19 protein-coding genes are annotated in these 25,353 nt (G+C 61.3%); 18 read left to right on the plus strand and 1 reads right to left on the minus strand.

Translation table 11 applies throughout. The features are described from left to right. The first annotated feature begins 70 nt into the window (after nt 1-70). The 11 genes from tolQ (at nt 71) to thiD (ending at nt 12,346) form a co-directional block, all read left to right on the plus strand. Nucleotides 71-811, plus strand: coding sequence for a protein TolQ (tolQ, locus tag GOB86_RS04640; protein ID WP_025826892.1), 741 nt, complete (start codon nt 71-73; stop codon nt 809-811). 2 nt (nt 812-813) lie between these two features. Beyond that, nucleotides 814-1,245: a protein TolR gene (gene tolR / locus GOB86_RS04645; RefSeq protein ID WP_165991205.1), complete on the plus strand. Its 432-nt coding sequence runs from the start codon at nt 814-816 to the stop codon at nt 1,243-1,245. A 32-nt stretch (nt 1,246-1,277) separates the two neighbouring features. After that, on the plus strand, nt 1,278-2,285 hold the full coding sequence (locus GOB86_RS04650; protein WP_194301077.1) for an energy transducer TonB: 1,008 nt from the start codon (nt 1,278-1,280) through the stop codon (nt 2,283-2,285). A gap of 25 nt (nt 2,286-2,310) precedes the next feature. Continuing rightward, complete coding sequence (gene tolB, locus GOB86_RS04655) at nt 2,311-3,675, plus strand: Tol-Pal system beta propeller repeat protein TolB (RefSeq protein WP_165991206.1); 1,365 nt, start codon at nt 2,311-2,313, stop codon at nt 3,673-3,675. 319 nt (nt 3,676-3,994) lie between these two features. Continuing rightward, on the plus strand, nt 3,995-4,468 hold the full coding sequence (gene pal / locus GOB86_RS04660; protein WP_165991207.1) for a peptidoglycan-associated lipoprotein Pal: 474 nt from the start codon (nt 3,995-3,997) through the stop codon (nt 4,466-4,468). 145 nt (nt 4,469-4,613) lie between these two features. Continuing rightward, entirely contained in the window at nt 4,614-5,462 is an 849-nt protein-coding gene (locus GOB86_RS04665) for a tol-pal system YbgF family protein (protein ID WP_242012498.1), read from the plus strand. A 99-nt stretch (nt 5,463-5,561) separates the two neighbouring features. Continuing rightward, nucleotides 5,562-6,809, plus strand: coding sequence for a tRNA lysidine(34) synthetase TilS (gene tilS, locus GOB86_RS04670; RefSeq protein WP_277875444.1), 1,248 nt, complete (start codon nt 5,562-5,564; stop codon nt 6,807-6,809). Between the two features lie 118 nt (nt 6,810-6,927). Next, a complete protein-coding gene (ftsH, locus tag GOB86_RS04675; protein WP_165991208.1) occupies nt 6,928-8,859 on the plus strand; it encodes an ATP-dependent zinc metalloprotease FtsH in 1,932 nt (643 codons plus the stop codon). A 97-nt stretch (nt 8,860-8,956) separates the two neighbouring features. Further along, nucleotides 8,957-9,988, plus strand: a complete 1,032-nt coding sequence (gene folP / locus GOB86_RS04680) for a dihydropteroate synthase (RefSeq protein ID WP_165991209.1) — start codon at nt 8,957-8,959, stop codon at nt 9,986-9,988. 147 nt (nt 9,989-10,135) lie between these two features. Next, on the plus strand, nt 10,136-11,494 hold the full coding sequence (gene glmM / locus GOB86_RS04685) for a phosphoglucosamine mutase (protein WP_165991210.1): 1,359 nt from the start codon (nt 10,136-10,138) through the stop codon (nt 11,492-11,494). Between the two features lie 18 nt (nt 11,495-11,512). Further along, nucleotides 11,513-12,346 carry a bifunctional hydroxymethylpyrimidine kinase/phosphomethylpyrimidine kinase gene (thiD, locus tag GOB86_RS04690; protein WP_165991211.1) on the plus strand — a complete coding sequence of 278 codons (834 nt, stop codon included), beginning with the start codon at nt 11,513-11,515 and terminating at the stop codon, nt 12,344-12,346. 58 nt (nt 12,347-12,404) lie between these two features. On the opposite strand, the gene GOB86_RS04695 is transcribed toward thiD, so the two are convergent. Continuing rightward, the gene (locus GOB86_RS04695; RefSeq protein WP_165991212.1) at nt 12,405-13,163 is read right to left on the minus strand and encodes a response regulator transcription factor; all 759 of its coding nucleotides are present in this window, start codon (nt 13,161-13,163) and stop codon (nt 12,405-12,407) included. 442 nt (nt 13,164-13,605) lie between these two features. On the opposite strand from GOB86_RS04695, the gene tsaE reads away from it, so the two are divergent. The 7 genes from tsaE (at nt 13,606) to GOB86_RS04730 (ending at nt 25,303) form a co-directional block, all read left to right on the plus strand. After that, nucleotides 13,606-14,064, plus strand: coding sequence for a tRNA (adenosine(37)-N6)-threonylcarbamoyltransferase complex ATPase subunit type 1 TsaE (tsaE, locus tag GOB86_RS04700; RefSeq protein ID WP_165991213.1), 459 nt, complete (start codon nt 13,606-13,608; stop codon nt 14,062-14,064). Then, nucleotides 14,061-17,138: a double-strand break repair protein AddB gene (gene addB, locus GOB86_RS04705; protein WP_165991214.1), complete on the plus strand. Its 3,078-nt coding sequence runs from the start codon at nt 14,061-14,063 to the stop codon at nt 17,136-17,138. Before tsaE ends, addB begins: the two co-directional genes overlap by 4 nt. Next, nucleotides 17,135-20,713, plus strand: coding sequence for a double-strand break repair helicase AddA (gene addA / locus GOB86_RS04710; protein ID WP_194301078.1), 3,579 nt, complete (start codon nt 17,135-17,137; stop codon nt 20,711-20,713). The genes addB and addA overlap by 4 nt, the downstream gene beginning before the upstream one ends. 130 nt (nt 20,714-20,843) lie before the next feature. Further along, a complete protein-coding gene (gene trxA / locus GOB86_RS04715) occupies nt 20,844-21,170 on the plus strand; it encodes a thioredoxin TrxA (RefSeq protein ID WP_165991215.1) in 327 nt (108 codons plus the stop codon). 166 nt (nt 21,171-21,336) lie between these two features. Continuing rightward, entirely contained in the window at nt 21,337-22,242 is a 906-nt protein-coding gene (gene accD, locus GOB86_RS04720) for an acetyl-CoA carboxylase, carboxyltransferase subunit beta (RefSeq protein ID WP_165991216.1), read from the plus strand. Nucleotides 22,243-22,274: 32 nt separating this feature from the next. Beyond that, entirely contained in the window at nt 22,275-23,597 is a 1,323-nt protein-coding gene (locus GOB86_RS04725) for a bifunctional folylpolyglutamate synthase/dihydrofolate synthase (RefSeq protein ID WP_165991225.1), read from the plus strand. Between the two features lie 248 nt (nt 23,598-23,845). Continuing rightward, nucleotides 23,846-25,303: a hypothetical protein gene (locus tag GOB86_RS04730; protein WP_165991119.1), complete on the plus strand. Its 1,458-nt coding sequence runs from the start codon at nt 23,846-23,848 to the stop codon at nt 25,301-25,303. Nucleotides 25,304-25,353: the final 50 nt, after the last annotated feature.

Below are 25,353 nucleotides of genomic sequence, written 5' to 3' on the forward strand. Positions count from 1 at the left end.
AACAGTAAGAAGCAGCAGTGTTGGGCTGTGAGGAATCTCGCCCGAGTCGGAGACTGGTGGCCCGCAACGGGTGCAGAGGCAGGAGGCATTATTGGATCGTGCGGTTGATGCGGCAAATCTCGGCGTAAGCGCGGCGGGAGACCTGTCGGTCTGGGCGTTGTTTATGAACGCCTCACTTGTGGTGAAGCTGGTCATGCTGGGGCTGCTTTTGTGCTCCATCATGGTCTGGGCCATTATTATCGACAAGTTTGTTACAATCCGGCGGATCAACCGGGCGGCTTCAGGCTTTGAAGACCGGTTCTGGTCTGGTGGCAGTCTGGATGACCTGTACGAGAGCGATGGCGCCAAGCCTGTCAGCCCGATGGCCGCCGTATTTGGTGCCGCCATGGGTGAATGGCGGCGTTCTGCCCGTATTCCCGGCGTGGATCTGGTGCGTGGTGGGGTCAAGGAGCGCGTGGACCGCGCCATTGGCATTACCATCACGCGGGAGATGGATCGCCTGCGCCGCTGGGTGATCTTTCTGGCAACTGTTGGGCCTGTGGCTCCGTTTGTGGGCCTGTTTGGCACGGTGTGGGGGATCATGCACTCCTTCAGCTCCATTGCGGCTGAACACAACACCAATCTGAGCGTCGTGGCTCCCGGTATTTCCGAAGCACTGTTTGCGACCGCCATCGGCCTGCTGACCGCTATTCCGGCTTATGTGGCCTACAACGTGATCAGCAACAGCATGGACCTGTTTGAGGACCGTCTGGAAGGGTTCGGCACCGAATTTGCCGCCATTCTCTCCCGCCAGTCTGAAGAAAGGGTCTGAGCATGGCCATGTCATCTGGCGGGGGTGGTCGCCGACGCAGGCGTCCGATGGCCGAGATCAACGTGACTCCCATGGTGGACGTCATGCTGGTGCTGCTGATCATCTTCATGGTCACATCCCCCATGATGACCAGCGGCGTGAATGTTGACCTGCCAAAAACCGACGCCCGGCCCGTGAACTCGGATAACAAACCGATCACGGTCTCCATCAAGGCGGATGGGTCCCTCTATCTGGGGGATGATCCGGTAACGACAGACCAGCTTGTGGCCCAGCTCAAGGCCGCTGCGAATAACGACTCCGACCACCGCATTTTTGTGCGGGGGGATGCCCACATAGACTACGGGCAGGTCATGCAGGTCATGGGCCAGATTACCGCAGGTGGATTTACGCATGTGGCTCTGCTGGCGCAGCAACCCGCCAGCTCCGGGCAATAAGCCATCCCGTCGGGTGGAGAGGTACGAACACGATGCCCATGGCACGGCCACGCCGGTCTGATCAGCGTATGCTCAGGCGGTCTCTTTATGTGTCAGGTGCGGCGCATATCGCAGCGCTTGTGGCACTGCTGATCTCCCTGCCGCCGCCAAAGCCGCCGGAAGAACCCCCACAGCCAACGGTCGAGATGGAGTTCGAGCCATCCGATGCGCAGGACGGTGGCCCGTCCGCCAAGGCTGAAAAGCCTGCGGATGAGCAGCGCCCACCCGCACCCGCCGTGCAGGACGCCCCCCCCACGCCTGAGCCGCCCAAGGACGTGCCGAACGAGGAGCCCCCTCCGCCACCGCCCCCCCCGCAGGCCGTACCGCCCCCGCCTCAGGCGGAAGCGGAACCGCTGCCTGACGTGCCCCTGCCGCCCAAGGCGGAGGAACCCTCGCCAGAGGCGGTCAAGACGCCCCCATCCCCCCCGGCACCGCTCAAGCCGTCCACCAGTGTGGCACCACCATCGCCCATGACGCAGCAGACGGACACACTGCCCGACACGGTGGTGCCCTCGCACATTACGCAGCCCAACAAGGCTAAAAAAAGCGAGCCGGACACACACTCCCTGCTGGAAACGCTGGATACCTTCCGTTCGGACCAGAAGCAGACACACGCACCCAAGGCGCGGGCCAACCCGCTGGCCGGGGGCGCGCCCAATGGGGGTGGGTCACCCGTGGGCAGTAACATTACGGGCAGCCTGAGCGTTGGGCAGCAAAAGGCCATTGGGGCGTCCGTCCGTCGTTGCTATTCGGAGGATACGGCGGCCAAGGACTATGCCAGTTTTGTGGCCCATCTTGTTGTAACCGTGGATGAAACGGGCGAGGCACGGATTGTGCAGTTCGCCCCCGAAACACAGGCCCGCATGAGTGCGGATGCGTCCTACCGCGCTCTGGCCGAGCGCGCACGCGCGGCTGTGTTGAGCCCCACATGCGCCAAACTGCCGATTCCCAAGGAACTTCTTGGGCAGACCCGGCAACTCAAATTTGTCTTCAGGCCTTAAAAGCAGGCTACACGGAGGAAAACACATGCTGATGAGTACCCGGCCTCTTATTTCCGATCAGGAAGCAGATACTCTGGTGGGCACGCTGCGCCGCCGTACCTTGCTGGGCGCGAGTGTTGCCGCAGGGGGTGTTCTGGCAACACCGTTGGCCGCTTTTGCCGCAACGCCCGCCCCTGAGGCGGAAATTACGGTGGATCAGGCCCGGACGGCCCCTATTCCCATCATCATCCCCGATTTTGGGGGAGGTCTTGGGCAGCAGATGGCCGAGGTGCTGACCAACGACCTGAACAACACGGGTCTGTTCAAGGTTATTCCCGGTTCATCCGCCGCCGCCAAGCCCGATTTTGCCACGGCCAAGGGCCTTGGCGCGCATGCGCAGGTTACGGGCAGCGTTACGGGCAGTGGTGCTTCCGTGCGGGTGGAAATGCGGTTGTGGGATGTGCTGACCAAGCAGCAGATTCAGGGCACGGCCTACACCACCTCCTCCGCCAACTGGCGGCGGATTGCCCATATTGTGGGCGATGTGATTTACGAGCGGATGCTGGGTGAAAAAGGGTATTTTGATACCCGCATCGCCTTTATCTCCCGCTCCGGCCCGCGTGGGCACCAGCGCACCCGGCTGGCCATTATGGATCAGGATGGGGCCAATGCCCGTATGCTCACGGCCGGGAACTGGCTGACGCTGACACCCCGATTCAGCCCCGCCAAGGACCAGATTGCCTTCATGTCCTACGCCAATAACCGGCCACGGGTGTATCTGTTTGACCTCAATACCGGTCGGCAGCAGATTCTGGGCGATTTTCAGGGCATTTCGTTCGCGCCGCGCTTCTCGCCCGATGGGCGCTCGGTCCTGCTGTCCGTGACCCGCAACGGTGGGTCTGACCTGTATTCGGTCGATCTGGCATCGGGGGCGCGCCGCCAGCTTACGGCATCGGGCGCGATTGATACCAGCCCGTGCTACAGCCCGGACAGTTCCCAGATCGTGTTCAACTCGGACCGGGGGGGCAGCCCGCAGTTGTACATCATGCCCGCAGGGGGCGGAAACGCGCAGCGCATCTCCTACGGTCAGGGCACCTATGGTTCGCCCGTGTGGTCCCCCCGTGGGGATCTGATCGCCTTTACCCGCATTGCGGGGGGGATGTTCTCGCTCGGAGTCATGCAGCCCGATGGCACGGGTGAGCGGATCATGACCGAAGGCTTTACGGTGGAAAGTCCGAGCTTCTGCCCCAACGGGCGCGTGCTGGCCTATTGCCGTCAGACCCGCGCCGGCGCGGGGGGGAGTGGATTCAGCTCCAACATCGGCATGGTCGACATTACGGGCTTTAACGACCGCGTTATTCCCACCCCGGAAGGGGCATCCGACCCGGCGTGGTCACCCCTTAACGGGTGAAGGATTATTCTCCCGCCCGGCTTTTGGGCGGGAGAAGTTTTCATAATTCCGCCGTAATTTTCTTTATAATTTCGTAAATTAGGGTTAGTATGCTTTGGGCCGGGGTGTGTTGTTTGGGTATCAGTCAAGGTATGGCTGGTATGAGAAACAGAGAACATGCTTGACCGGCCGCATAAGCTATGGCTTACGGCGGAATGGTCTCCAAAATTCGTCGGCTCTTCGAAGGGTTCGGAGGGGAGCAGAAGAATACGCGGGGATACAAGGTTATTAACTTCTTTTTCTCCGAATAGCCCTTAGGCTAATTCTCAGGATCCGACACATGAGACTGAAAGTTGTTGCTGCGCTTGGTATGGTTGCTCTTCTGTCAGCCTGTGCGCACGAAAATGCAAACACGGGTGCTTCCACCGGCGCGGCTGTCCAGCCGTCTGGCCCGGTGCCGGGCAGCGAAGCTGATCTGGTCGCTAACGTGGGGGACCGCGTATTCTATGACCTGAACAAGAGCGGTCTGAGCGCCGATGCCAAGACCACCCTGCAGAAGCAGGCTGACTGGCTTGCCAAGTATCCTCAGGTGAACGTTGAAGTTGCAGGCAACTGCGATGACCGCGGCACCGAAGAATACAACATTGCCCTGGGTCAGCGTCGTGCAAACGCCGCTCGTGACTTTCTGGTGGCAAAAGGCGTGACCTCTTCGCGCATCTCCACCATCTCCTACGGTAAAGACCGCCCCACCGCTCTGGGCGACACCGAAGAAGCGTGGGCACAGAACCGTAACGCTATTACGGCTGTGAAGTAAGATTTTCAGATATTTCTGAAATCTGACTGATCAAGCGGAACAGGCCGGGCCCCAAAGCCCGGCCTGTTTTGTATTTCGTGTCTTGTTTTGCGGGGCGGAATGATGGAATTCTTGCCCGTTTGTTATGGATGGGGTGAGGTTCTCAATGAAGTCCCGGGTTAAAGCAGTACGCGTTGTCCGTCATGGTCTGGTGCTTTCGGGTCTGGTTGCCGTGCTTATGGGCACGACCAGTCCCATAAGCCATGCACAGGACGTTACCAGCCGGGAAGGCATTGCCCTTCAGGACCAGATTCTCGCCCTCAAGCAGGCCATGAGCCAGATGCAGGCTTCCCAGAGCGAAGGGGGAGCACTGCCGCCACCATCCGCTACGCCCGGAGGCTCGTCCTCCGCGGCCAATGGTGATCTGGTATCCCAGTTGCTGGAGCGTGTGAGCACGCTCGAACAGCAGCAGCGCGACATGCGTGGCGAGATTGACCAGTTGACCAATGACCTGCAGCAAAAAACGGCGGCCCTGTCCAAGCAGGTGGCGGATAGCCAGTTTGCCGCGCAGGCAGGAGCCGGTGGCGGTTCAGCCTCCGCTGCGGCTCCCGCAGAGCCAGCAGCCCGCGCCAACACGCCAGACGCCCTGCTGAGCGCTGGCAAGGCCGCCTTGCAGAAGCGTGATTACGATACCGCGCATGATAATGCCGAGGCCGCCCTGAAAAGTGCGAAGGGTGCGTTCCGGGTGGATGCGCAGTTTCTTCTGGCTCAGTCCCTTGCAGGGCAAAAGCAGTATCGCCAGTCCGCCGTGGCTTATTACGATGCGTATCGCCAGTCCCCCAAAAGTGCCCGTGCGCCCGATGCCCTGTTAGGGGTTACGGCAGCACTTCTGGCGCTGGGGGATAAAAAATCCGCGTGTGAGGCGCTGGGTAAACTGAATAACGAGTTCCCGTCCCCTGCACCCCGTGTGGCGCATGCAGCGGAAATATACGGGCATAAGGGTGGCTGTAACTGATGGGCCTGCGGTGCGGGGGGTAGGAATATTCCGGTCTGTTTTGCACAGCGCCCGGTTTTTTCCGACCAGCCGGTTCCGCCACACTGGTTTGCCGCACTGCTGGACACGCTTGGCCCGTGGTTAAAGGATGAGCCGGGGCAGCCGCCGGTTGCGCTGGCCGTCTCTGGCGGGGGGGACAGTCTGGCCCTTGCGTGGTTGGCCCGGCGCTGGCGGAGCAATCTGCTGGCTCTTGTGGTGGACCACGGGCTGCGCCCCGAGTCCGCCGCCGAAGCCCAGCTTACGCTTGCGCGCCTGCGCGCAATGGACGTGCCTGCCCGCCTGATTACCCTGACAGACCTGACCAAAGGCCCAGCCATGGCCGCACGGGCGCGCAAGGCCCGCTATGCCCGCATGGTGCAGGCTTGCCAGCAGGCCGGGTGTGTGGACCTGCTGCTTGGCCATCAGGCCGACGATCAGGCCGAAACCGCATGGATGCGCTCCAACGCAGGGAGTGGGCCAGATGGGCTGGCGGCCATGGGCTGGATCACCCATACGCCGGATGTGCGGCTGGTGCGGCCTTTGCTGGGGGTCTCCCGCGCGGCATTGCGCAATACGTTGCGTGCGGCAGGGCAGACATGGGTGGATGATCCCTCCAATCTGGACCTGCGGGCCGAGCGCGTGCGGGTCCGTTTTGCGCTGAATGAGAGCGGGCTGTCCGAGCAGTTCTGGTGCCTTGCCATGGATGCGGGGTTTGAGCGCATGGCGCGGGATAGGGCGCAGGCCAAGGCACTGGCGCGGACCTGTGCGTTTTTACCCCATGGGTGGGTCAGGTTGGGGCAGGTATTGCCAGAACCTGCGGTGCTGTCGGGGTTGATCCGTGCTGTGGGCGCGCAGCAGTACCCTCCGGCCCCGGCTGCCGTGGCGCGACTGTGCAAAAACGGCGGCGCGGGCACATTGGCAGGCACCCGGCTTGCCAGATGGCGCGATGAGTGGTTTCTCATTCGGGAACAGGCAGGGGTGGCGGCCCCGGTGGCGGCCCCGGTGGCGGCCAGCCCCGGCATTGTGTGGGATAGCCGCTTTGTGCTGCACGCCCCTTCTGCCCTGTTGCGTTGCGGGGTATATGTAGGGGCTGCCGGTTACGGGCTGGAGCGCAAGATCCGCGCCGGGTGGCCTGCCCTGTTCTGTGCGGGGTTGCCTGCTTTGTGGTGGCAGGGGCAACTGGTTGCTGTGCCGCATCTGGAGTGGTGCCGCACGGCGGACTGGAAAGACGCTTTTTTTGAGTTCAGACCGCCTGTTCCCGTAACCGGGGTGGGTGTGTACGGGTGCAAAAAAGTACACGACAAGAACTATGTGGGACCCGTGGGCTAGGAAAATGGTTCCGGCATCCCATTTATAAGAGCAAAGGTTGCTTTTTTCCCCGAGCGCCGGGCAAGATGGCAGGACACTCCGGCGCTTTACGCACTAGAAGTATGGACACTCGGGCAAGATGAACAATTTAGGTCGCAATCTGGCGCTTTGGGTCAGCATTATCCTGCTGCTGCTGTTGCTGGTGAACATGTTCCAGCCGGGCACGGCGCAACATGCCGCCCAGCAACTGGCATATTCCGATTTTGTGGCGGATATTGATTCGGGCCACGTCCGGTCTGTTGTCATGCAGAATCACAACATTACCGGCACGCTGACCGATGGCACCGCGTTTGAGACCTATGCCCCCATGGACCCCTCCCTTGTCTCGCGCATGGTGGGTAAAGGGGTGGAGGTTGTGGCCAAACCGCTGGAGCAGGACGGTAGCCCGCTGCTGCGCTACTTCCTGAACTCTCTGCCCATTATTCTGCTGGTGGCTGCATGGCTGTTCATGATGCGGCAGATGCAGGGTGCGGGCGGTCGTGGCGCCATGGGCTTTGGCAAGTCCCGCGCCAAAATGCTGACCGAAAAGCACGGTCGCGTTACGTTTGAAGACGTGGCGGGCATTGATGAGGCCAAGGGCGAGTTGCAGGAAATTGTGGATTTTCTCAAGGACCCGCAGAAGTTCACACGTCTGGGCGGTAAAATTCCCAAAGGTGTGCTGCTTGTTGGCCCCCCCGGCACGGGTAAAACCCTGCTGGCCCGCGCCATTGCGGGTGAGGCCAATGTGCCCTTCTTCACCATCTCTGGTTCCGATTTTGTGGAAATGTTTGTTGGTGTTGGTGCATCCCGCGTGCGTGACATGTTCGAACAGGGCAAAAAATCCGCTCCGTGCATTATCTTTATCGACGAAATTGACGCCGTTGGCCGCCACCGTGGCGCGGGCATGGGCGGCGGTAACGACGAGCGCGAACAGACCCTGAACCAGATGCTGGTTGAGATGGACGGCTTTGAAAGCAATGAGGGCGTGATCCTGATTGCCGCCACCAACCGCCCCGATGTGCTGGACCCCGCATTGCTGCGCCCCGGTCGCTTTGACCGGCAGGTTGTAGTGCCCAATCCCGACGTAAGCGGGCGTGAGAAAATTCTGCGTGTGCACATGCGCAAGGTGCCGCTGGCGTCCGATGTGGACCCGCGCATTATTGCCCGTGGCACTCCCGGCTTTTCTGGCGCGGACCTTGCCAATCTGGTGAACGAGGCAGCCTTGTCCGCCGCCCGCCTTGGCCGCCGCACCGTATCCATGCGCGAGTTTGAAGACGCCAAGGACAAGGTGCTGATGGGTGTGGAGCGCCGCTCCCTTGTCATGAGTGATGACGAGAAAAAGCGCACTGCCTACCACGAGGCCGGGCATGCCATTACCGCCGTGCTGGTGCCCGAGAGCGAACCCATTCACAAGGCCACCATTATCCCGCGTGGTCGTGCCCTTGGCATGGTCATGCGCCTGCCAGAGGACGACCGGTTGTCCATGAGCAAAATGAACGCCATTGCCCATCTGGTTGTGGCCATGGGCGGGCGTGTGGCGGAAGAGGTGGTCTACGGCAAGGACAACATCTGCAATGGCGCGATGGGGGACATTAAAATGGCCACCCGCGTTGCCCGCAGCATGGTGACCGAATGGGGTATGAGCGACAAGCTGGGCATGATCGCCTATGCGGACGAAGATCGGGGCAACAGCTTTTTCGGGGCTGCCCGTAACTTCTCCGAACAGACAGCGCGCGATATTGATGTTGAAGTCAAACGCCTGATTGATGAGGCCTATGTGCAGGCGCGCAACTACCTGCATGACCACGTGGACGAACTGCACCGTCTGGCCGAAGCCCTGCTGGAATACGAAACCCTGACAGGTGAGGATATCCGCCAGATCATGCGTGGCCAGCCCATTGAACGGCCCGAGGAAGCGGATGATGGTCCGGTCAACCGCCGGGCATCCGTGCCGCAGGTGACGGGGGATGCTCCGTCCTCCGGCCCAACGGCGGAAGAGGGTGGCGCAGTGCCCGCACCCCAGCCCGGTTAAGGTCGGATGGAGCGGTAAGAGAGAGTTTTCAGTAAAAAAGGCGGCATGAGGTGCCGCCTTTTTTACGTGGTGGGGACCAACTCAAAGGACCAAAAGCATGTGGCGCAGACTGGTTGAACCCATGGGGCTGCTGTTCGGGCAAATGGCGCAGGAGGCTATTCGCCAGGGCGTGGCGTTGCCCCTCCAGAACAGTACTGCTGCCTTTACAACCGTGCTGCTGATAGAGGGGAATACGGCAACCGGCCCCATGTCCGTGGCGGCCGTGCCCCATGGCTGGCTCCCCGTGTTGCAACGCCTTGTGTCCCCCGTACCGGATGCTGGGTTGCCTGCGGGGCCGCTGGTTATGGGAATCCTCAACACAACGCCGGATAGTTTTAGCTGCGCGGGCCAGCATTATAACGCAGGCCATGCCATACAGGCGGCAGAGCAGATGGCGCATGACGGTGCCGGTGTGCTCGATATAGGGGGGGAAAGCACACGCCCCGGTGCAGCGGTTGTCTCGCCCCAACAGGAGTGGGAGCGGGTTGGCCCGGTGCTGGAGGGGCTGCGCCAGAGCCTGCCGGGTGTGCCTCTTTCGGTTGATACGCGTAACAGTCTGGTTATGGAGCGGGCGCTCGCTGCGGGTGCGGGAGTGATTAATGATGTCTCCGCTCTAGGGCATGACCCTGCCGCTCTGCCACTGCTGGCGGGGCAAAGTTGCGGCGTTGTGCTCATGCACATGCGCGGCACCCCCCAGACCATGGAAGCGCATACCCAATATGCCGATGTGGCGTGCGATGTGGTGCGCGAACTGGGGCTCCGGGTGGAGGCCGCCGTGGCCGCGGGCATTGCCCGTGAACGGCTGATGGTTGATCCGGGCTTTGGCTTTGCCAAAACGCAGGAGCAGAATGTCATTCTGCTGCGCCGCGTGCTGCTGCTGGCCAATCTGGGGTGCCGTGTGGTGTTTGCCCTCTCGCGCAAGCGCATGATCGGCGCGCTGACCGGTGTTGCGGACCCGGCCGGGCGCGATAGTGGTACGGTGGCGGCCTCTCTTATGGCTCTGCCGTTTGGCAACCCGGTGCTGCGGGTGCACAATGTGGCCAGCATGGTGCAGGGCGTCCGGGTGTGGCAGGGCGCGCTGGGGGAATGAACACAGCGCGCGCCAAAAAAGTTTTTTGTGGCCTGAACACGGTTTCTTCCAATCCAAAACCGTTTTAGGAAAGATCAGCAGGACAGGACAGGAGTTTCCGCCAGCAACGGCCAGAGTATTCAGGTCCATTGCCGATTGCGGAATGGAATGAGTATTATGAAGCGATTTTTCGGAACAGATGGTATTCGTGGCACCGCCAATATTGCCCCCATGACGGTGGAAATTGCCCAGAAGCTGGGGCAGGCGGCGGGTCTGCATTTCCGCCGTGGGGACCACCGGCACTGTGTGCTGCTGGGCAAGGATACCAGACTATCTGGCTATATGATCGAGAGCGCACTGGTTTCCGGCTTTTTGTCCGCTGGTATGGATGTCACTCTGGTGGGGCCACTGCCCACACCGGCCATTGCCCTGCTCACCCGCTCCCTGCGGGCCGATCTGGGGGTTATGATCTCCGCTTCCCATAACCCGTTTGGAGATAACGGGATCAAACTGTTCGGCCCAGATGGCTTCAAACTCTCCGATCAGGATGAGCGCACGATTGAAAACCTGATGGTGACCGACCTGCATGCGGACATGGCGGACCCGGCCCAGATCGGCCGTGCCTCACGTCTGAACGATGCGGCCGGGCGGTATATTGAGAGCGCTAAATCTTCCTTCCCGCGCAAGCTGCGGCTCGATGGCATGAAAATTGTGATCGACTGCGCCAATGGCTCGGCTTACCGGGTTGCCCCCACGGCGTTGTGGGAACTCGGGGCGGAGGTTATTCGCATCGGGTGCGAGCCGAATGGCGTGAACATTAACGAACAGTGTGGTTCCACCCACCCCGAGGCCCTGTGCAAGGCGGTGGTGCAGCACGGCGCGCATATTGGCATTGCCCTTGATGGGGATGCGGACCGTGTGCTGATCGCGGATGAAACCGGGCGTCTGATTGATGGGGACCAGATTCTGGCCCTGATCGCCCGGTCATGGACTGCGGAGGGGCGTCTGGTGGGTAATGCCGTGGTGGCCACGGTTATGTCCAACATGGGGCTTGAACGGTTTTTGGAAAAAATGGGCGTGGGGCTGGAGCGCACCGCTGTGGGGGACCGCCATGTGGTCGAACGCATGCGTGAGCGCGGCGTTAATGTGGGGGGCGAACAGTCCGGCCACATGGTGCTGACCGATTTTGCCACCACGGGGGATGGCCTGATTGCCGCATTGCAGATTTTGGCTGTGCTGGTCGAGTCCGGTCGCCCTGCGAGCGAGGTCTGCCGTCTTTTCCAGCCTTTTCCGCAAAAACTGCGGAATGTCCGTTACGCCGGAGCCTGCCCGCTGGATACGGACGAAGTGCGCCAGCGCCAGCTTGAGGTTGAGCGCATTTTGGCCGGTCAGGGCCGCCTGCTGCTCCGGCGCAGTGGCACCGAACCGCTGGTGCGCGTAATGGCCGAGGCGGAAGATGCAGCACTGGTGGAAGAAGCCGTGAGCAAAATGTGCGCCGTGCTGGAAAAAGTGACCCTGCCAGCCTGACCGGAAAGAGTGCCGCATATGACCCGATCCGCCCCCCCGCGCCCGAGAGTTCTCTCCATAGCCGGGAGCGACTCTGGCGGAGGGGCGGGTATTCAGGCGGATATAAAAACCATTACGGCGCTGGGCGGGTACGCCATGACCGCCATAACCGCCCTGACAGCCCAGAATACTCAGGGCGTGCAGGCTATTCTGCCTGTTGCCACGCAGTTTATCCGCGACCAGATCCGCTGTGTTGTGGACGATATTGGGGTGGACGCCATAAAAACAGGCATGCTGGGTGGTGCTGCTCAAACGCAGACTGTAGCGGAGGAAATAGCCCGAATCCGCCAGCATAGGCCTGCGCTTATTGTGGTGGTGGACCCGGTTATGGTGGCCAAGGGTGGGGCCGCCCTGCTGGCGGACGATGCGCTTGCCTGCCTGCGCACCACGCTTTTGCCCCTTGCCACGCTGGTCACACCCAATCTGCCCGAAGCGGAAAAGCTGACAGGCCGCGCTATCCATACGGTGGAGGACATGCGGGCGGCTGCCCAGTGGCTACACCAGCAGACGGGTGCGGCGATTTTGCTCAAGGGCGGGCATCTGGCAGGGGATGATCTGGTGGATGTTCTGCTGGATCACGCCGGGTTTAACGAGTTTGTGGGGCAGCGTCTTCCAACCCGGCATACGCATGGAACAGGCTGCACACTGGGCAGCGCGCTGGCGACGACCCTTGCGCAGGGGAACACCCTGCCCGATGCGGTAAGGCGGTCATGCAACTATGTTCATGAGGCAATTTTGCAGGCCCCGGAACTGGGCAAGGGGGCCGGGCCATTGTGGCATGCTCATCCCTGGTACCCTGCAATCCGGTCCTGAGTAACGTAGTGCGCGTAAACCTGCTGGGGATCAGGCTTTTGGCGTGGTTGCGCCGGAATTAATCCCCAATAGCGTGGAGCAGGGCCGGTTCTGGCGGTACCGGTAGCTGCGAAAGAGCGATCAGGGGGGAGGGAACTGGCTGTGCCTGCGGGTCATGCAGAATGTAACCGCGGCCCCATACGGTGGAAATAAGGTCCTCGGCTCCCACGGTCTGGAGCTTTTTGCGTAGTTTGCAAATAAAGACATCAATGATCTTGATGTCGGGTTCGTCCCGGCCACCGTACAGGTGGTTGAGGAATGTCTCCTTGGTCTGGGCAATGCCCTTGCGCAGCACAAGCAGTTCCAGAATGGCAAATTCCTTGCCGGTCAGGTGAATGGGGCGGTTTTCCACCGTAACCGTGTGGTTGTTCAGGTGCAGGGTTAGCGCACCAACCTGTGCAACCGGATGTGCGTATCCGTTCGAGCGGCGCAGGATGGCCTGCGCGCGGGCAATCAGTTCGGCGGATTCAAAGGGTTCGGCCAGATAATCATCAGCGCCCAGTGCAAAAGCCCGGATCTTGGCATCTGGTGTATCAATGTTGGAGAGAATGATAACCGGCGTTGTGATCTTGAGCGTGCGAAGGGTATTGAGGATGGTATATCCGTCCATGTCCGCCAGGGTCATGGTAATAATGGCAAGCCCGTAATCGTAGTTACGCAGTAATTCTATGGCGTTCTGGCCGGATCGGGCCAGGTCGGCCGCAAAGCCTGCTTTTTTCAGGGCGGAAAGGATGGCGCGGCTGGAGGTAAATTTGTCCTCGGCAAACAGGATGCGCATGACTGGCCTCACATAGCTGCTGAAAGGGTTATACACCTTAAGGTTGTATTTGTAGGCATGAATGACACCTTTACGTGTTTTTCTGAAAAAATAAACACAAATTCATATTATTTTTATGATTTGAGTAATAACAGGTATGTGATTTAGGTATGGCTTCGGGCAAAATATCCAGCGAAGGATTGATCATCCTTTGGAAAAGATTATATGTGCAAAAAGTTCCAAAAAAGATAATCAATAAAGTATTATAAAGTAATTTTTTTACGGAATGTGAAATTTTTCTCTAAAAAGTTTTATTATTTCCTAACAAATACCCGTGGTTTGTAAAAAATCTACAATCATGGTCCGTCACCCTTTCCGTTTTTGGCCTGATATGAAAAAGGTCGGTCTTGGACCATGATGCATGGGTGCGCGCCCACCATGGAGACAGGAACACGGAGCGGTCATGTTGCTGAAAACCGAAGCCGATACGGCACAACTGGCCAGAACCCTTGCAGGTCTTGCCCGTGCGGGAGACGCCATTTTGCTGTCTGGCCCGCTGGGGGCTGGCAAAAGTGTGTTCGCGCGGGCTTTTCTGCGCAGTTTTTGCGTGGCACCGGACATGGAGGTGCCCAGCCCGACCTATACGCTGGTGCAGGCCTATGACGGCCCCATGACCACGGCCTATCATTTTGACCTGTGGCGTCTGGGCAGTGTGGAGGAACTGGACGAACTGGGCTGGGATGACGCGTGCGAGGGCGTGATGCTGGTGGAATGGCCCGAACGGCTGGAGGACATGACCCCGCCCAACGCCCTGCATATGACCTTTACGGTCGGGGCGGATGGCAGTCGGCAGGTCACGCTGGCAGGCTGGCCGGAGCGGCTGCCCCCCCAATTGGTCATGCCCCCGGAGCAAACCGCATGAAGCTGGCAACCATTCCCGCGCATCTGCCCTTTCTGGATAATCTGGCAACGCGCTGGATCGAGGCAGCGGGCCATGACCCGGAGGCCATGGGGGAGGGCACGATCGTGCTGCCCGGCCGCCGTGCGGCGCGTGCGTTAACGGAAGCATTTTTGCGGCAGATGGATGGGCGCAGCATGCTTCTGCCACGCATTATGCCCATCGGCGCGCTGGACGAGACCGAACTGGGGCTTTCCGCCTGTGGTGGGGCGGATGCGCTGGCCCTGCCCCCCGCCGTGCCCGCCATGACCCGGCTGGCCATGCTCACATTGCTTGTTTTAAAGGCGGACAAGGCCTTTGGCACACGCCCCACGCTGGATCAGGCATGGCCACTGGCCCGCGCGCTGGCCGAACTGATGGATGAGGCGGAATGGGCGGGGGTCAGTCTGCTCGAACGTCTGCCCGATGCGGTGCAGGAGGACCACGCCGAACATTGGCAGATTATTCTGCGGTTTCTGGAAATCGTGACCGGCCAATGGCCCGAATGGCTGCGGGAGCAGGGGCTGGTCAACCCTGTGGCCCGGCAGGTGGCGCTGCTTGGCTCGCAGGCGCGGTTGTGGCGGAGCATGGGCGAGCAGGGGCACACGGCCCCTTTATGGACAGCGGGGTTTACGCATGCCATGGCCCCCACGGCGGATGCGCTGCGGGCCATTCTGTCCTGTCCGGGGGGTAAGGTCATTCTGCCGGGGCTGGACACGCTCATGCCCGAGGACGTGTTTGCCTCCTTGCCCGACAGCCACCCGCAGGCGGGCATGAGCCACCTGCTGGCGTCACTGGAAGCCGGGCGTGAGGATGTGCAGGTCTGGAGCGCGCAAGGGGGCCAGCCCGAGCGCGCGGCGGTTCTGTCCCGCGTTATGCTGCCTGCCGCTGCACTGGATGACTGGGCAAAGCCCGGCCCGGTGGCGCTGGCCCATGTCAGCCGGTTTGAGGCGGCAGACCAGCAGGAGGAGGCCGTGGCCATCAGCATGGTCATGCGCAACGCTATTGAGCAGCCCGGTCACCGCGTGGCGCTGGTCACGCCCGACCGGGGGCTGGCCGCGCGCGTGGCAACGGAACTGGAGCGATGGGGCATTCTGGCTGATGATAGTGCCGGGGCCACACTGGCGGACACGCCTGCGGCGGTGCTGCTGCGGCTGGTAGCGCGGCTGGTGGATAGCCAGTTTGCCCCGGTCGCACTTTTGTCCGTGCTCAAGCACCCGCTGGTGGCATGTGGTCTGGGCCCGGGTGTGTGCCGTGCCTCCGCCCGCCTGCTGGAGCGGGCGGTGCTGCGTGGCCCCTCACCCGCGCCCGGCTTTGCGGGGCTGTGTGCTGCGGTCAAGGACAGGCTTGAACCCAGGCGCGAAAAAGACCGCCAGCGCATAGCCGAAGGCCAAAGTGCCGACCGTCCCTTTGGCCCCGAACCCCTGCCTGCCTTCATGGACCGGTTGGCCCATTGCCTTGAGCCGGTTCTGGGCTGGGATCAGGCCGAGGGCGCTGTGGCGGCCGGGGTTGCGGCCATGCGGCATCAGGCAGCGGTACCAGCTTTGCTTGAAGCCCTGATAGCCACAGTCGAACGGCTTGCCAGTACGGAGGAGGAAGACGCGTCCTCCCGGTTATGGAAAGGGGAGGACGGCAGCCTTCTGGCCGCCCGGCTGAGCGAGCTTATGCTGGCGACCGATGTGTTGCCCCCCCAGCCCCCCGCCGTGCTGGACGGGCTGCTGAGCGCTGTTCTGGCGCAGGAGCGCGTGGCCACCCGCCGGGGCAACAACCCGCAGGCCCTGCACCCGCGTGTGCTGATCTGGGGCCTGTTTGAAGCACGCCTGCAAACGGCGGAAACTGTTATTCTGGGTGGTCTGTCCGAGGGGGTGTGGCCCCCCGCCCCCGATGCTGGTCCGTGGATGAGCAGGCCCATGCGCAAGCGTGTGGGCCTGCCCCCGCCCGAGCAGGCGGTGGGGCAGGCCGCGCATGACTTTTTTGCCATGGCGGCGGCGGCCGAACAGGTTGTTCTGTCCTCCTCCCTCCGGCGGGATGGCGCACCCGTGGTGCCCGCGCGCTGGCTGACCCGGCTGGACGCTTTTCTGGCCGGGTGGGGGGGCAGGGTGCCCGAACACCCGGTTCTGTCGTGGCTTGCGCGGCTGGACCAGCCGGAGGGGCCAGCCATGCCAGTGGCCCCACCCCGGCCCACGCCCGCGGTTGCCCTGCGCCCGCGCCGCCTGAGCGTGACGGAAATAGAAACATGGATGCGCGACCCCTACGCCATATATGCCCGCCACATCCTGCGCCTTGACCCATTGCCCGAACTGGAGGAAGGGGCCGATGCCTCCGACTACGGCATGATCGTGCATGAAGCGCTGGAGCGCTGGGTGAAAACCCATGGCGTGGACTGGCCAACGGATGCGCAGAGCAAGCTGGCGGAGGTGTTCCAAACCTGCCTTGCCGGGCAGGCTCTGCGCCCCGCCTTACAGGCATGGTGGGCACCCCGGCTGGAGCGTATTGCAAGCTGGGTTGCGCAGGCGGAGGAGCAGCGTCGGGCGGTCAATGGCACACCGCAGGCCATTCTGACCGAAATTGCAGGGGCCGTGCTGGTGCCCGACGCACCGGGTGGGCCGTTCCGCCTTGTGGGGCGGGCTGATCGGGTGGAGCTTGGCGCGCAGGGGCAGGTTATTGTGCAGGACTACAAGACAGGCATGCTGCCCGCTTTGCGCGATGTTCTGTCGGGGTGGAGCCCGCAATTACCGCTGGAGGCGGCCATGCTGCTGCGTGGCGGGTTTGCCGCCGCCCCCAATGTGACCGATATTGAAGGGCTGATCTACTGGCGGCTCACAGGTGGGGCCGAACCGGGGGGCGAGGTCGCCGTGGTCTCCAAGGAGCATGACAGCCTGACCGCTCTGGCCGAGCAGACATGGCAGCGCCTGCTGGCCCGGATTGCCGCGTATGACCGGCCTGAGCAGCCTTACCTCTCCCACCCCCATCCGGGGCAGGAGCCACGCTTTGCCGATTATGCCCGTCTGGCCCGCGTGCCGGAATGGAACACAGGCCGCACGGAGACCGATGCATGATCCCCCATACGGCTCAGGGTGCATTGGGTGCCGCCATTGCACAGGCCAACCAGCAGCAGGCCATGGCGTCCGACCCCACGGCGTCTGTTTTTGTTTCGGCTTCGGCGGGGAGTGGTAAAACCAAACTGCTGATTGACCGCCTGCTCCGGCTTATGCTGCCACGGGTGGACGCCAATGGTGAGGTCTTACCCGGCAGCGACCCTGCGCGGATTCTGTGCCTGACCTTTACCAAGGCTGCGGCGGCGGAAATGGCCATTCGCCTGCAAACCCGCCTTGGCCGGTGGGTCACCTTGCCAGACGACCGGCTGGATGCGGAGCTTGAGGCCCTGTCTGTCCCCCGCACGCAGCAGACCCGGCGCAAGGCGCGCGCGTTGTTTGCGGAGGTGCTGGACCTGCCCGGCGGTATGCGTATTGGCACTATCCATGCGTTCTGCCAGTCGCTTTTGCGGCGATTCCCGCTTGAAGCCTCCATGAACCCGCATTTTACGGTCATGGAGGAAACAGACGCGGCACTGGCGCTGCAAAGCTGTGTGGAAACCGTACTGGGCGCGCAGGCTCCCGGCACGGTAGCCCCCTTGGCCGGGCAGATCGGGCTTGGCGATTTTATTGCCCTTGCAGGCACCTTACGGCGGGATGAGCGGGCACAGGCCGCGCGTGCGCGCGTCAGCACCCAGCCAGAGCAGGCACAGGCCATGCTGTGCCGAGTGCTGGACCTGCCCGAAACCGCCTTGCAGCAGACGGATGAGTCCTTCCTGCTTGCCGCCTGCTCGGGGTTTGCGGCGGAGGTGACCTTGCGGGCTGGCCTACGGGCTGTTGCGGAGGCAGGGTCGGCCACAGCCAAAACCAATGCGCTGGTTCTGCTGGACTGGCTGGCCCTGCCGCAGCCCGAACGGGTCGCGCAATGGGGCGTGTGGCGCAACGGGCTGCTGACCAAGGATGGCAAACTGCGCAGCCGCGGCCTGCTCTCGGCTAAACTTGCGGAAAAATACACGGATCTGGCCGACGCGCTGCAAAAGGAAGCTGAGCGCATACTGGCGGTGGAAGAGGGCATGAACGCCCGCCATCTGGCCCGTCTGGGTGTGGCGTTGCTCAAAATGGCTGCCCCCGTGGCCACGCTGTTTGACCAGCGCAAGGCCCTGCAGGGCCAGATGGAATATGACGATCTGATCCACCGCACACTCTCGCTCCTGCGCACGCCGGGGGCGGCCTGGGTGCTGTACAAGCTGGACGGCGGCATAGACCACCTGCTGCTGGACGAGGTGCAGGATACATCTCCCCAGCAGTGGCGTATTGCAGGGGACCTGACCGAAGAATTTTTTGCCGGTGCTGGCACGCGGGGGGAGGAAAGCCCCCGGACCGTTTTTGCCGTAGGGGACTACAAACAGTCCATCTACGGTTTTCAGGGCGCTGACCCGGATGAATTCCGGGCATGGCGGGCGCAGTTCAAACAACGCGCGCAGAATGCGAACCTGCCATGGCGGGAGCCGGAACTGACCGTCTCCTTCCGCTCCACAGCGCCGGTCCTGCAACTGGTTGATGCGGTTTTTGCCGATGCACAGGCAGCCCGTGGTGTGGCGGAGGAACAGGGCCGCGCCATGCAACACGTTACGGCCCGGCCCGGTCAGGGTGGGCGTGTGGAGCTCTGGCCATTAGCCGAGGTGCTCGGCGCGGAGGACAGCATAAGCCCGTGGGAGCCAGCAGCCGTTAACGCCACCCGGCAGAGCCCACGGCAAAAACTGGCGGATGCACTGGCCAGTTCCATTGCGCGCGAACTGGCCACGCCCCCCCAGCCGGGGCAAAAACCCCTGACTGCGGGCGATGTGCTGGTGCTGGTGCCGCGTCGCTCCTCCTTTGTGCCGCTGCTGGTGCGTGCGCTCAAGGGCCACAACATTCCGGTGGCCACACTGGTGCGCACAGGCCTTGCCGACCAGCTTGCGGTGCAGGACCTTATGGCCCTGTGTGCGGCACTTCTGCTCCCACAGGATGACCTTACACTCGCCTGCGTGCTGACATCCCCCTTGGGGGGCCTGTCCGATGACAGTCTGATGGCTCTGGCCGTCGGGCGTACGCCCGGAGCGCCTTTGTGGTCCATTCTGCGCGAGCGGCATGCACAGCAGGCGGACTGGGCACAGGCATGGCAGATGCTCAATACCCTGTTTGGACGGGTGGATTACCTCAGCCCGTATGAACTGCTTTGTGCAGCCCTTGGCCAGCAGGGCGGGCGGGCACGCCTGCTGGCCCGTCTGGGGCCAGAAGCCGCCGAACCGATTGACGAACTGCTTTCCGCCGCCCTGCGGTATCAGGAGCAGCACCCACCATCCTTGCAGGGGTTCCTGCACTGGCTCCGTCACTCGCAGGAGAGCGTCAAGCGCGAGGCAGAGGCCGGGGGCAATGCCGTGCGGGTCATGACCGCGCATGGCTCCAAGGGGTTGCAGGCCCGGCTGGTCATTCTGCCCGATACGGTGGGCCTGCCCCGGTTTGAGGACCGGCTGTTCTGGGCGCGGGATAAAGCAACAGACGTGGAAGTGCCCCTTTATGTGCCCCGCAACGCCCTGTCCGTCGGGCTGACCCGCAGCCTGTATGAGCGCCTGCGCGAGAAAACGATAGAAGAGTACAACCGCCTGCTCTACGTGGCCCTGACCCGTGCGGCCGACAGGCTGGTGGTCTGTGGCTGGATGCCCGGCCGCACCGTGCCGCCAGAAAGCTGGTACGAACGCTGCCGCCTTGGGTTTGAACGCGCAGGCGCACAGGAGCGCGACTGGAGTGTTGGAGACTGGTCGGGCAAAATACTGGTGCTGGAGGAACAGGCCACCCCAACCACCAGCCCGCCAGTCCCGGTTCCCCCCGTTGCGCTGGATGGGGTGGGTGCCGCACCGTACCAGATGCCCGGCTGGGTAGGGCAGGCGCCCCTGTGGCGCTCCAGCCCCCCGCAGGCGGAGGGACCGCTGACCCGGCCATTGGCCCCCAGCAGGCCGGATGACACCATGCTTGGCCCGCTCCCCCCCGCGCGCTCCCCGCTGGATGTGGCGGCCATTACCCCGGCCAAGGCGCGTGAGGCTGCGTTCCGCAAAGGCAATCTGGTGCATGCGCTCCTCCAGTTCCTGCCTGACCACCCCGCCGGAGCATGGGAGCGGCTTGCCACGGACTGGCTGGCCCGCCCGGCCTCGGGCCTGTCCACGCAGGAGGCGGCGCAGCTTGCCGCGCAGATTGTGGCTGTGCTGCGCATGCCAGAACTGGTGGACCTGTTTACCCCCCATGCCCGTGCGGAGCAGCGGCTGGCCGGTATTGCGGGTGGGCAAGTTATTGTGGGGCAGGTGGACCGCATGTGCGTACTGCCTGACCGGGTTGTTGTGTGCGATTACAAAAGTGGCCGCCACGCCCCCCGCACCGTGGAGCAGACCCCGGTGCTGTACCTGCGCCAGATGGCGGCCTACCGCGCCTTGTTGCAGGGGTTATGGCCGGACAGGCAGGTTGTCTGCGTGCTGGTCTGGACCGAACTGCCCCGTGCCGACCGGTTGCCGGACCACCTGCTGGACCAGCATGCGCCGGGGAGTTCTGGCGGGGTGGCATCTTGACCACGGCGCAGGCCACCTTAAGTGTTAGCTAACCCCGGTGTGGTGGTCCGCACCCTGTGTGCGTGGCCCCAGACCTGTTAATAAGGACAGCATGTGGTGCTCCAGCACCCAGTAGTAAGGAAAACATGTCATGAGTGAACATACGCTTGCTGTCAGCGATTCCAGTTTTGATGCCTCCGTGCTCAAGGCGTCCGGTCTGGTGCTGGTCGATTTCTGGGCGGAATGGTGCGGTCCGTGCAAAATGATCGGCCCGGCTTTGGAAGAAATCGGCAAGGACATGCAGGGCAAGGTTACGGTTGCCAAGATCAATATTGATGACAACCCCGTAACACCCAACACCTACGGTGTGCGCTCCATTCCTACCCTCATGCTGGTGCGTGATGGCAAGGTGGTGGACACAAAGGTTGGCGCACTGCCCAAAAGCCAGCTCAAGGCATGGGTTGAAGGCGCGCTTTAAGCCATGCTCCCCCACACGGGTGCGCTACGTTCCATAACGTAGCGTACCCGTGTGGCATGGTAAGGTTTTTTCATAATCACTTGGCAGATTGGCGCCGCCCGCGTAATGCAACCACGCAGGCGGGCAGGGTCCGCGCAGTTAGTCTAGTGCAGTCACAGGGTTCAAAATGAGCTGGATCACCGAATACGTCCGTCCTAAAATCCGCGGTCTTTTGCGCCGTGATGTGCCGGATAACCTGTGGACCACCTGTGATTCGTGCTCCCAGATGGTCCTGACCAAGGAACTGCGCAAGGCGCAGAATGTTTGCCCCCATTGTGGGCACCACATGCGTGTGCTGGTGAATGACCGGCTGGCATGGACCTTTGATAACGGTGAGTTCACCCGCATTGAACTGCCGTTGGCCCCCGTGGACCCGCTGGGTTTTCGCGATCAGAAAAAATATACCGACCGCCTGAAGGACGCCCGCGCCAAAAGCCATCTGGACGAGTCCCTTGTGGTCGCGCATGGCACCATTGGCGGGCACAACGCTGTTGTGGGCGTTATGGCGTTCGAGTTTATGGCGGGCACCATGGGTGCGGCCTTTGGCGAGCGCTTTGTCGCTGCCGCCCGACTGGCCATTTTGCAAAAATCCCCGCTGGTTGTGTTTACCGCATCGGGTGGCGCACGCATGCAGGAGGGCGTTCTGAGCCTGATGCAGATGCCCCGTACAACCGTTGCGGTGCAGATGCTGCGCGATGCGGGCCTGCCCTACATTGTGGTTATGACCAACCCGACCACTGGCGGGGTCACAGCCTCCTTCGCCATGCTGGGGGATGTGCAGATTGGTGAGCCCAACGCCCTGATCGGCTTTGCCGGTCCCCGTGTTATTCAGGATACGGTGCGTGAAAAGCTGCCAGAAGGCTTCCAGCGCTCCGAGTATCTGGTCGAGCACGGCATGCTGGACATGGTTGTGCCCCGCAAGGACCTGCCAGCCACCCTGTCGCGCCTGATTGGCCTGCTCACCCATGCCCCGGCCGATGTAAAAGCGCCCCCGCCCAAGCCGGTGGCAGCACCTGCTGCGGCAGCCGAGTAAGCCCCTCCGTGAGCCAGCCGCAGTCCGGGGGTATGGCCCCTGTGCCCGAATTTACCGGTCGCACGGGGGAGGTTCTGCAACGGCTGAACCACCTTTACCCCGCGCTGATTGACCTCTCGCTCGGTCGGCTGGAGGCTCTGCTGGCCCGTCTGGGCCACCCCGAGCGCAAACTGCCGCCGGTTATCCATGTGGCAGGCACCAACGGCAAGGGCAGCACCTGTGCCACCCTGCGCGCCATAGCCGAGGCGGCGGGCTGGCGTGTGCATGTTATGACCTCCCCACATCTGGTGGATGTGACCGAACGGTTCCGCATTGCGGGCAAGCTGGTCAGTGAGGCCGAGCTTGTGGCCACGCTGGAAGAAATAGAGCGGGTGAACAACGGCGCGCCCATTACCGTGTTCGAGGTGTTAACGGCCGCAGGCTTTGTGCTGTTTGCCCGCCACCCTGCGGAACTGGCCATTATCGAGGTCGGTCTTGGCGGACGGTGCGATGCCACCAATGTGCTTGAACACCCAGCCGCGTGCATTGTGACCTCCATATCGCGCGATCATGAAGCGTTTTTGGGCGAGTCTCTGGCCGCGATTGCAGCGGAAAAAGCGGGCATATTCAAACCCGGCGTGCCAGCGGTTACGGGCCACCAGCCAGCCGAGGTCATGCAGGTTCTGCAAACGCAGGCGCAGGCTGTGGGGGCTGTTCTGGCCCGCCGTGGTGTGGAATGGAACATTGCCCCACAGCTAGGTGCCGCGGACAAGCCTGCCGGGCTGCGCCTGAACGACGCCAAAGGATCGCTCGACCTGCCCATGCCCGCCCTGACAGGCCCATGGCAGATGGAAAACGCCGGTCTGGCGGTGGAGGCCCTGCGTCTGTCCGGGCTGGCTGTGCCGCAGGCCGCATGGCAGGGGGTTGGGCAGGTGCAATGGCCTGCGCGCATGCAGCGCCTGCACGGCCATCTGGCATCCCTGCTGCCCAGCGGATGGGAACTATGGCTGGATGGGGGGCATAACCCCGGAGCTGGAGCCGCACTGGCGCAGGAACTCGAGCATTGGAAAGACCGCCCCCTGCACATATTGGTGGGGATGAAGCAGACCAAGGATGCCTCAGGCTTTTTAGGCCCGCTTCTGCCTTATGCGGATGATCTGTGGGCTATTTGCGAGCCCGAACAGCATCTTGCCCTGCCTGTGCAGGCTATTGTGGATGCCTCTGGTGGCAAGGCCCATATTGGTCCCACCCTTGCGCGTGCGCTTGGCATGCTGGCCGCCCACGCCAACACACAGCAACCCGCACGGGTGCTGATCTGTGGCAGTCTGTATTTGGCTGGTGTGGCGCTCAGGCAGGATGGCTGGGTAATTGCCTGAGTAGATCGGGGTAGGCAACTCCCGCCCCGGTATGCTGATCCAGCCAAGACCTGCGTATTAGCGTAATATTTGCATATATGAAAACCGTGTGGCGCGCTCCCTATGCGTGGGGCGGTTGCTTCCACACGCAAATATGCAGAAGGTCAAAAAACGTCTGTTCAGTATGGAAGCCGGGCCAGTCATACGGGTATGATGGAAATACAAAAATGGATACACATCATTTAAATCCATAAGGTGCGTATAAACACATGTTTGGTAAAAACAGTATTCCATTAAAAAATATCGTTATTTTTATAGTTCTGTTCTGGACCTGTGGTGTTTTTTTGTCATGGCTTCATAGCCCGGTTAATGGGCAGGCCCATAATTTTTCGCTCACATTCAATAATATGATGGATCATATGCTGCATGGGCGCTTTGATGTTGATCCTGATATTGTAGCGGGTGAGGGCTTTTTGCGTGATGGCAGGGTTTATGCCTATTGGGGCATAGTCCCAGCCCTTTTAAGGTTGCCTGTTCTGGCACTCCCTAATGGGATGAATGTAGACGTTACAAATATATCGTGCATGACGGCACTTATTATTATGCTGTCAATAAACTACAAAACCCTTGTGTATTTAATTCCCCATTTACCAAAAAACACTCAGTGGATTCAGGCCTGTCTGTTTGTTGCCATGACCTGTTCCGGTGCGCAGATATGCTTTTTACGGTTTTCATTATTTCAGGAAGTGTGTTTCTGGGCCATTGTTTTTGGCCTGCTGTTTGTTCATTGGGCTGTTCGTGCCTGCCTGAACCCGGCACAAGCGCCTAAAGCGCTGACCTGGATGTCTGTTTCGGCCGGGTTGGCCCTGCTGACCCGTGTTTCAATGGGGATCGCATTATATGCGGCGTTGGCGCTGTTTGGTCTGCTCAGTATATGGCGCGGCATTGCCATGGTACGGACCGCCCGGCGTGGGGGTGATGGGCAAGCGGCGCCAAAGGTGTTGGGGCATTGTTTGGCGGCCATTGCCATTCTTCTGTTTTTTGTAGGCGTTACGGCATGGGTGAATGAACAGCGGTGGGGGAACCCGTTCACCTTTGCAAATTATAATTTGTATATCATGAACAAATACTTTCCAGATCGTCTGCCTCGTACGGAGGCGTATGGTCTTTTCAATTTCAGACGTATTCCCTTGGGGATTATTTACTATTTTATTCCTGTCTGGGTTTTTAAGTCGGGTCAGGGTGGTTTAATTCTGCAAGACAGTTTTCATCGTCTTGTTGACGCCACGGAAATGCCGCCAAGCAGCTTTTTCCTCACGGATGGTTTTTTGCTGCTGCTTTGTAGTGTGTTTCTGGTCGCTCTTGTCAAAAATCATGAAAATACAGGAATGGATAAGGCAGCCTCCCTCCTGATCATACTGGGGCTGTGTACCGCCCCTTTGTTGATGCTGATGGCGATCAGTATGAATTTTCGGTATCGGGCCGAGTTTTACCCATTGTTTATGTTTATGGGCCTGATGGGATCAACCGTGGTTTCCAGGCGGTATGCCCATAATCTGTACTTCAGGTATTTATGTATATTTCTGGTTTGTGTCAGTGTTGTATCGTCATACACGGTCATGCTGCTTTATAAGAAAAGCGCGTTTGGACTGAGGTGGTCCCGTCCGTTCGGACAGTTTTGCGGGCTTGATAAGCTATACCCGGTTGTTGTTATGCCGCCCTTCTGACGGCGTTGCTGTTGGCCATCTGGTCCGGGGTTAACCCCGGACCAGATGGC

This window comes from Acetobacter lambici, assembly GCF_011516885.1.
Lineage (GTDB): Bacteria > Pseudomonadota > Alphaproteobacteria > Acetobacterales > Acetobacteraceae > Acetobacter > Acetobacter lambici.

Bases quoted from the DNA above. Each gene is read 5' to 3' on its own strand.
- tolR (WP_165991205.1), top strand. From the start codon at position 814: ATGGCCATGTCATCTGGCGGGGGTGGTCGCCGACGCAGGCGTCCGATG.
- GOB86_RS04650 (WP_194301077.1), top strand. From the start codon at position 1,278: ATGCCCATGGCACGGCCACGCCGGTCTGATCAGCGTATGCTCAGGCGG.
- tolB (WP_165991206.1), top strand. From the start codon at position 2,311: ATGCTGATGAGTACCCGGCCTCTTATTTCCGATCAGGAAGCAGATACT.
- pal (WP_165991207.1), top strand. From the start codon at position 3,995: ATGAGACTGAAAGTTGTTGCTGCGCTTGGTATGGTTGCTCTTCTGTCA.
- GOB86_RS04665 (WP_242012498.1), top strand. From the start codon at position 4,614: ATGAAGTCCCGGGTTAAAGCAGTACGCGTTGTCCGTCATGGTCTGGTG.
- ftsH (WP_165991208.1), top strand. From the start codon at position 6,928: ATGAACAATTTAGGTCGCAATCTGGCGCTTTGGGTCAGCATTATCCTG.
- folP (WP_165991209.1), top strand. From the start codon at position 8,957: ATGTGGCGCAGACTGGTTGAACCCATGGGGCTGCTGTTCGGGCAAATG.
- glmM (WP_165991210.1), top strand. From the start codon at position 10,136: ATGAGTATTATGAAGCGATTTTTCGGAACAGATGGTATTCGTGGCACC.
- thiD (WP_165991211.1), top strand. From the start codon at position 11,513: ATGACCCGATCCGCCCCCCCGCGCCCGAGAGTTCTCTCCATAGCCGGG.
- GOB86_RS04695 (WP_165991212.1), bottom strand. From the start codon at position 13,163: ATGCGCATCCTGTTTGCCGAGGACAAATTTACCTCCAGCCGCGCCATC.
- tsaE (WP_165991213.1), top strand. From the start codon at position 13,606: ATGTTGCTGAAAACCGAAGCCGATACGGCACAACTGGCCAGAACCCTT.
- addB (WP_165991214.1), top strand. From the start codon at position 14,061: ATGAAGCTGGCAACCATTCCCGCGCATCTGCCCTTTCTGGATAATCTG.
- addA (WP_194301078.1), top strand. From the start codon at position 17,135: ATGATCCCCCATACGGCTCAGGGTGCATTGGGTGCCGCCATTGCACAG.
- trxA (WP_165991215.1), top strand. From the start codon at position 20,844: ATGAGTGAACATACGCTTGCTGTCAGCGATTCCAGTTTTGATGCCTCC.
- accD (WP_165991216.1), top strand. From the start codon at position 21,337: ATGAGCTGGATCACCGAATACGTCCGTCCTAAAATCCGCGGTCTTTTG.
- GOB86_RS04725 (WP_165991225.1), top strand. From the start codon at position 22,275: ATGGCCCCTGTGCCCGAATTTACCGGTCGCACGGGGGAGGTTCTGCAA.
- GOB86_RS04730 (WP_165991119.1), top strand. From the start codon at position 23,846: ATGTTTGGTAAAAACAGTATTCCATTAAAAAATATCGTTATTTTTATA.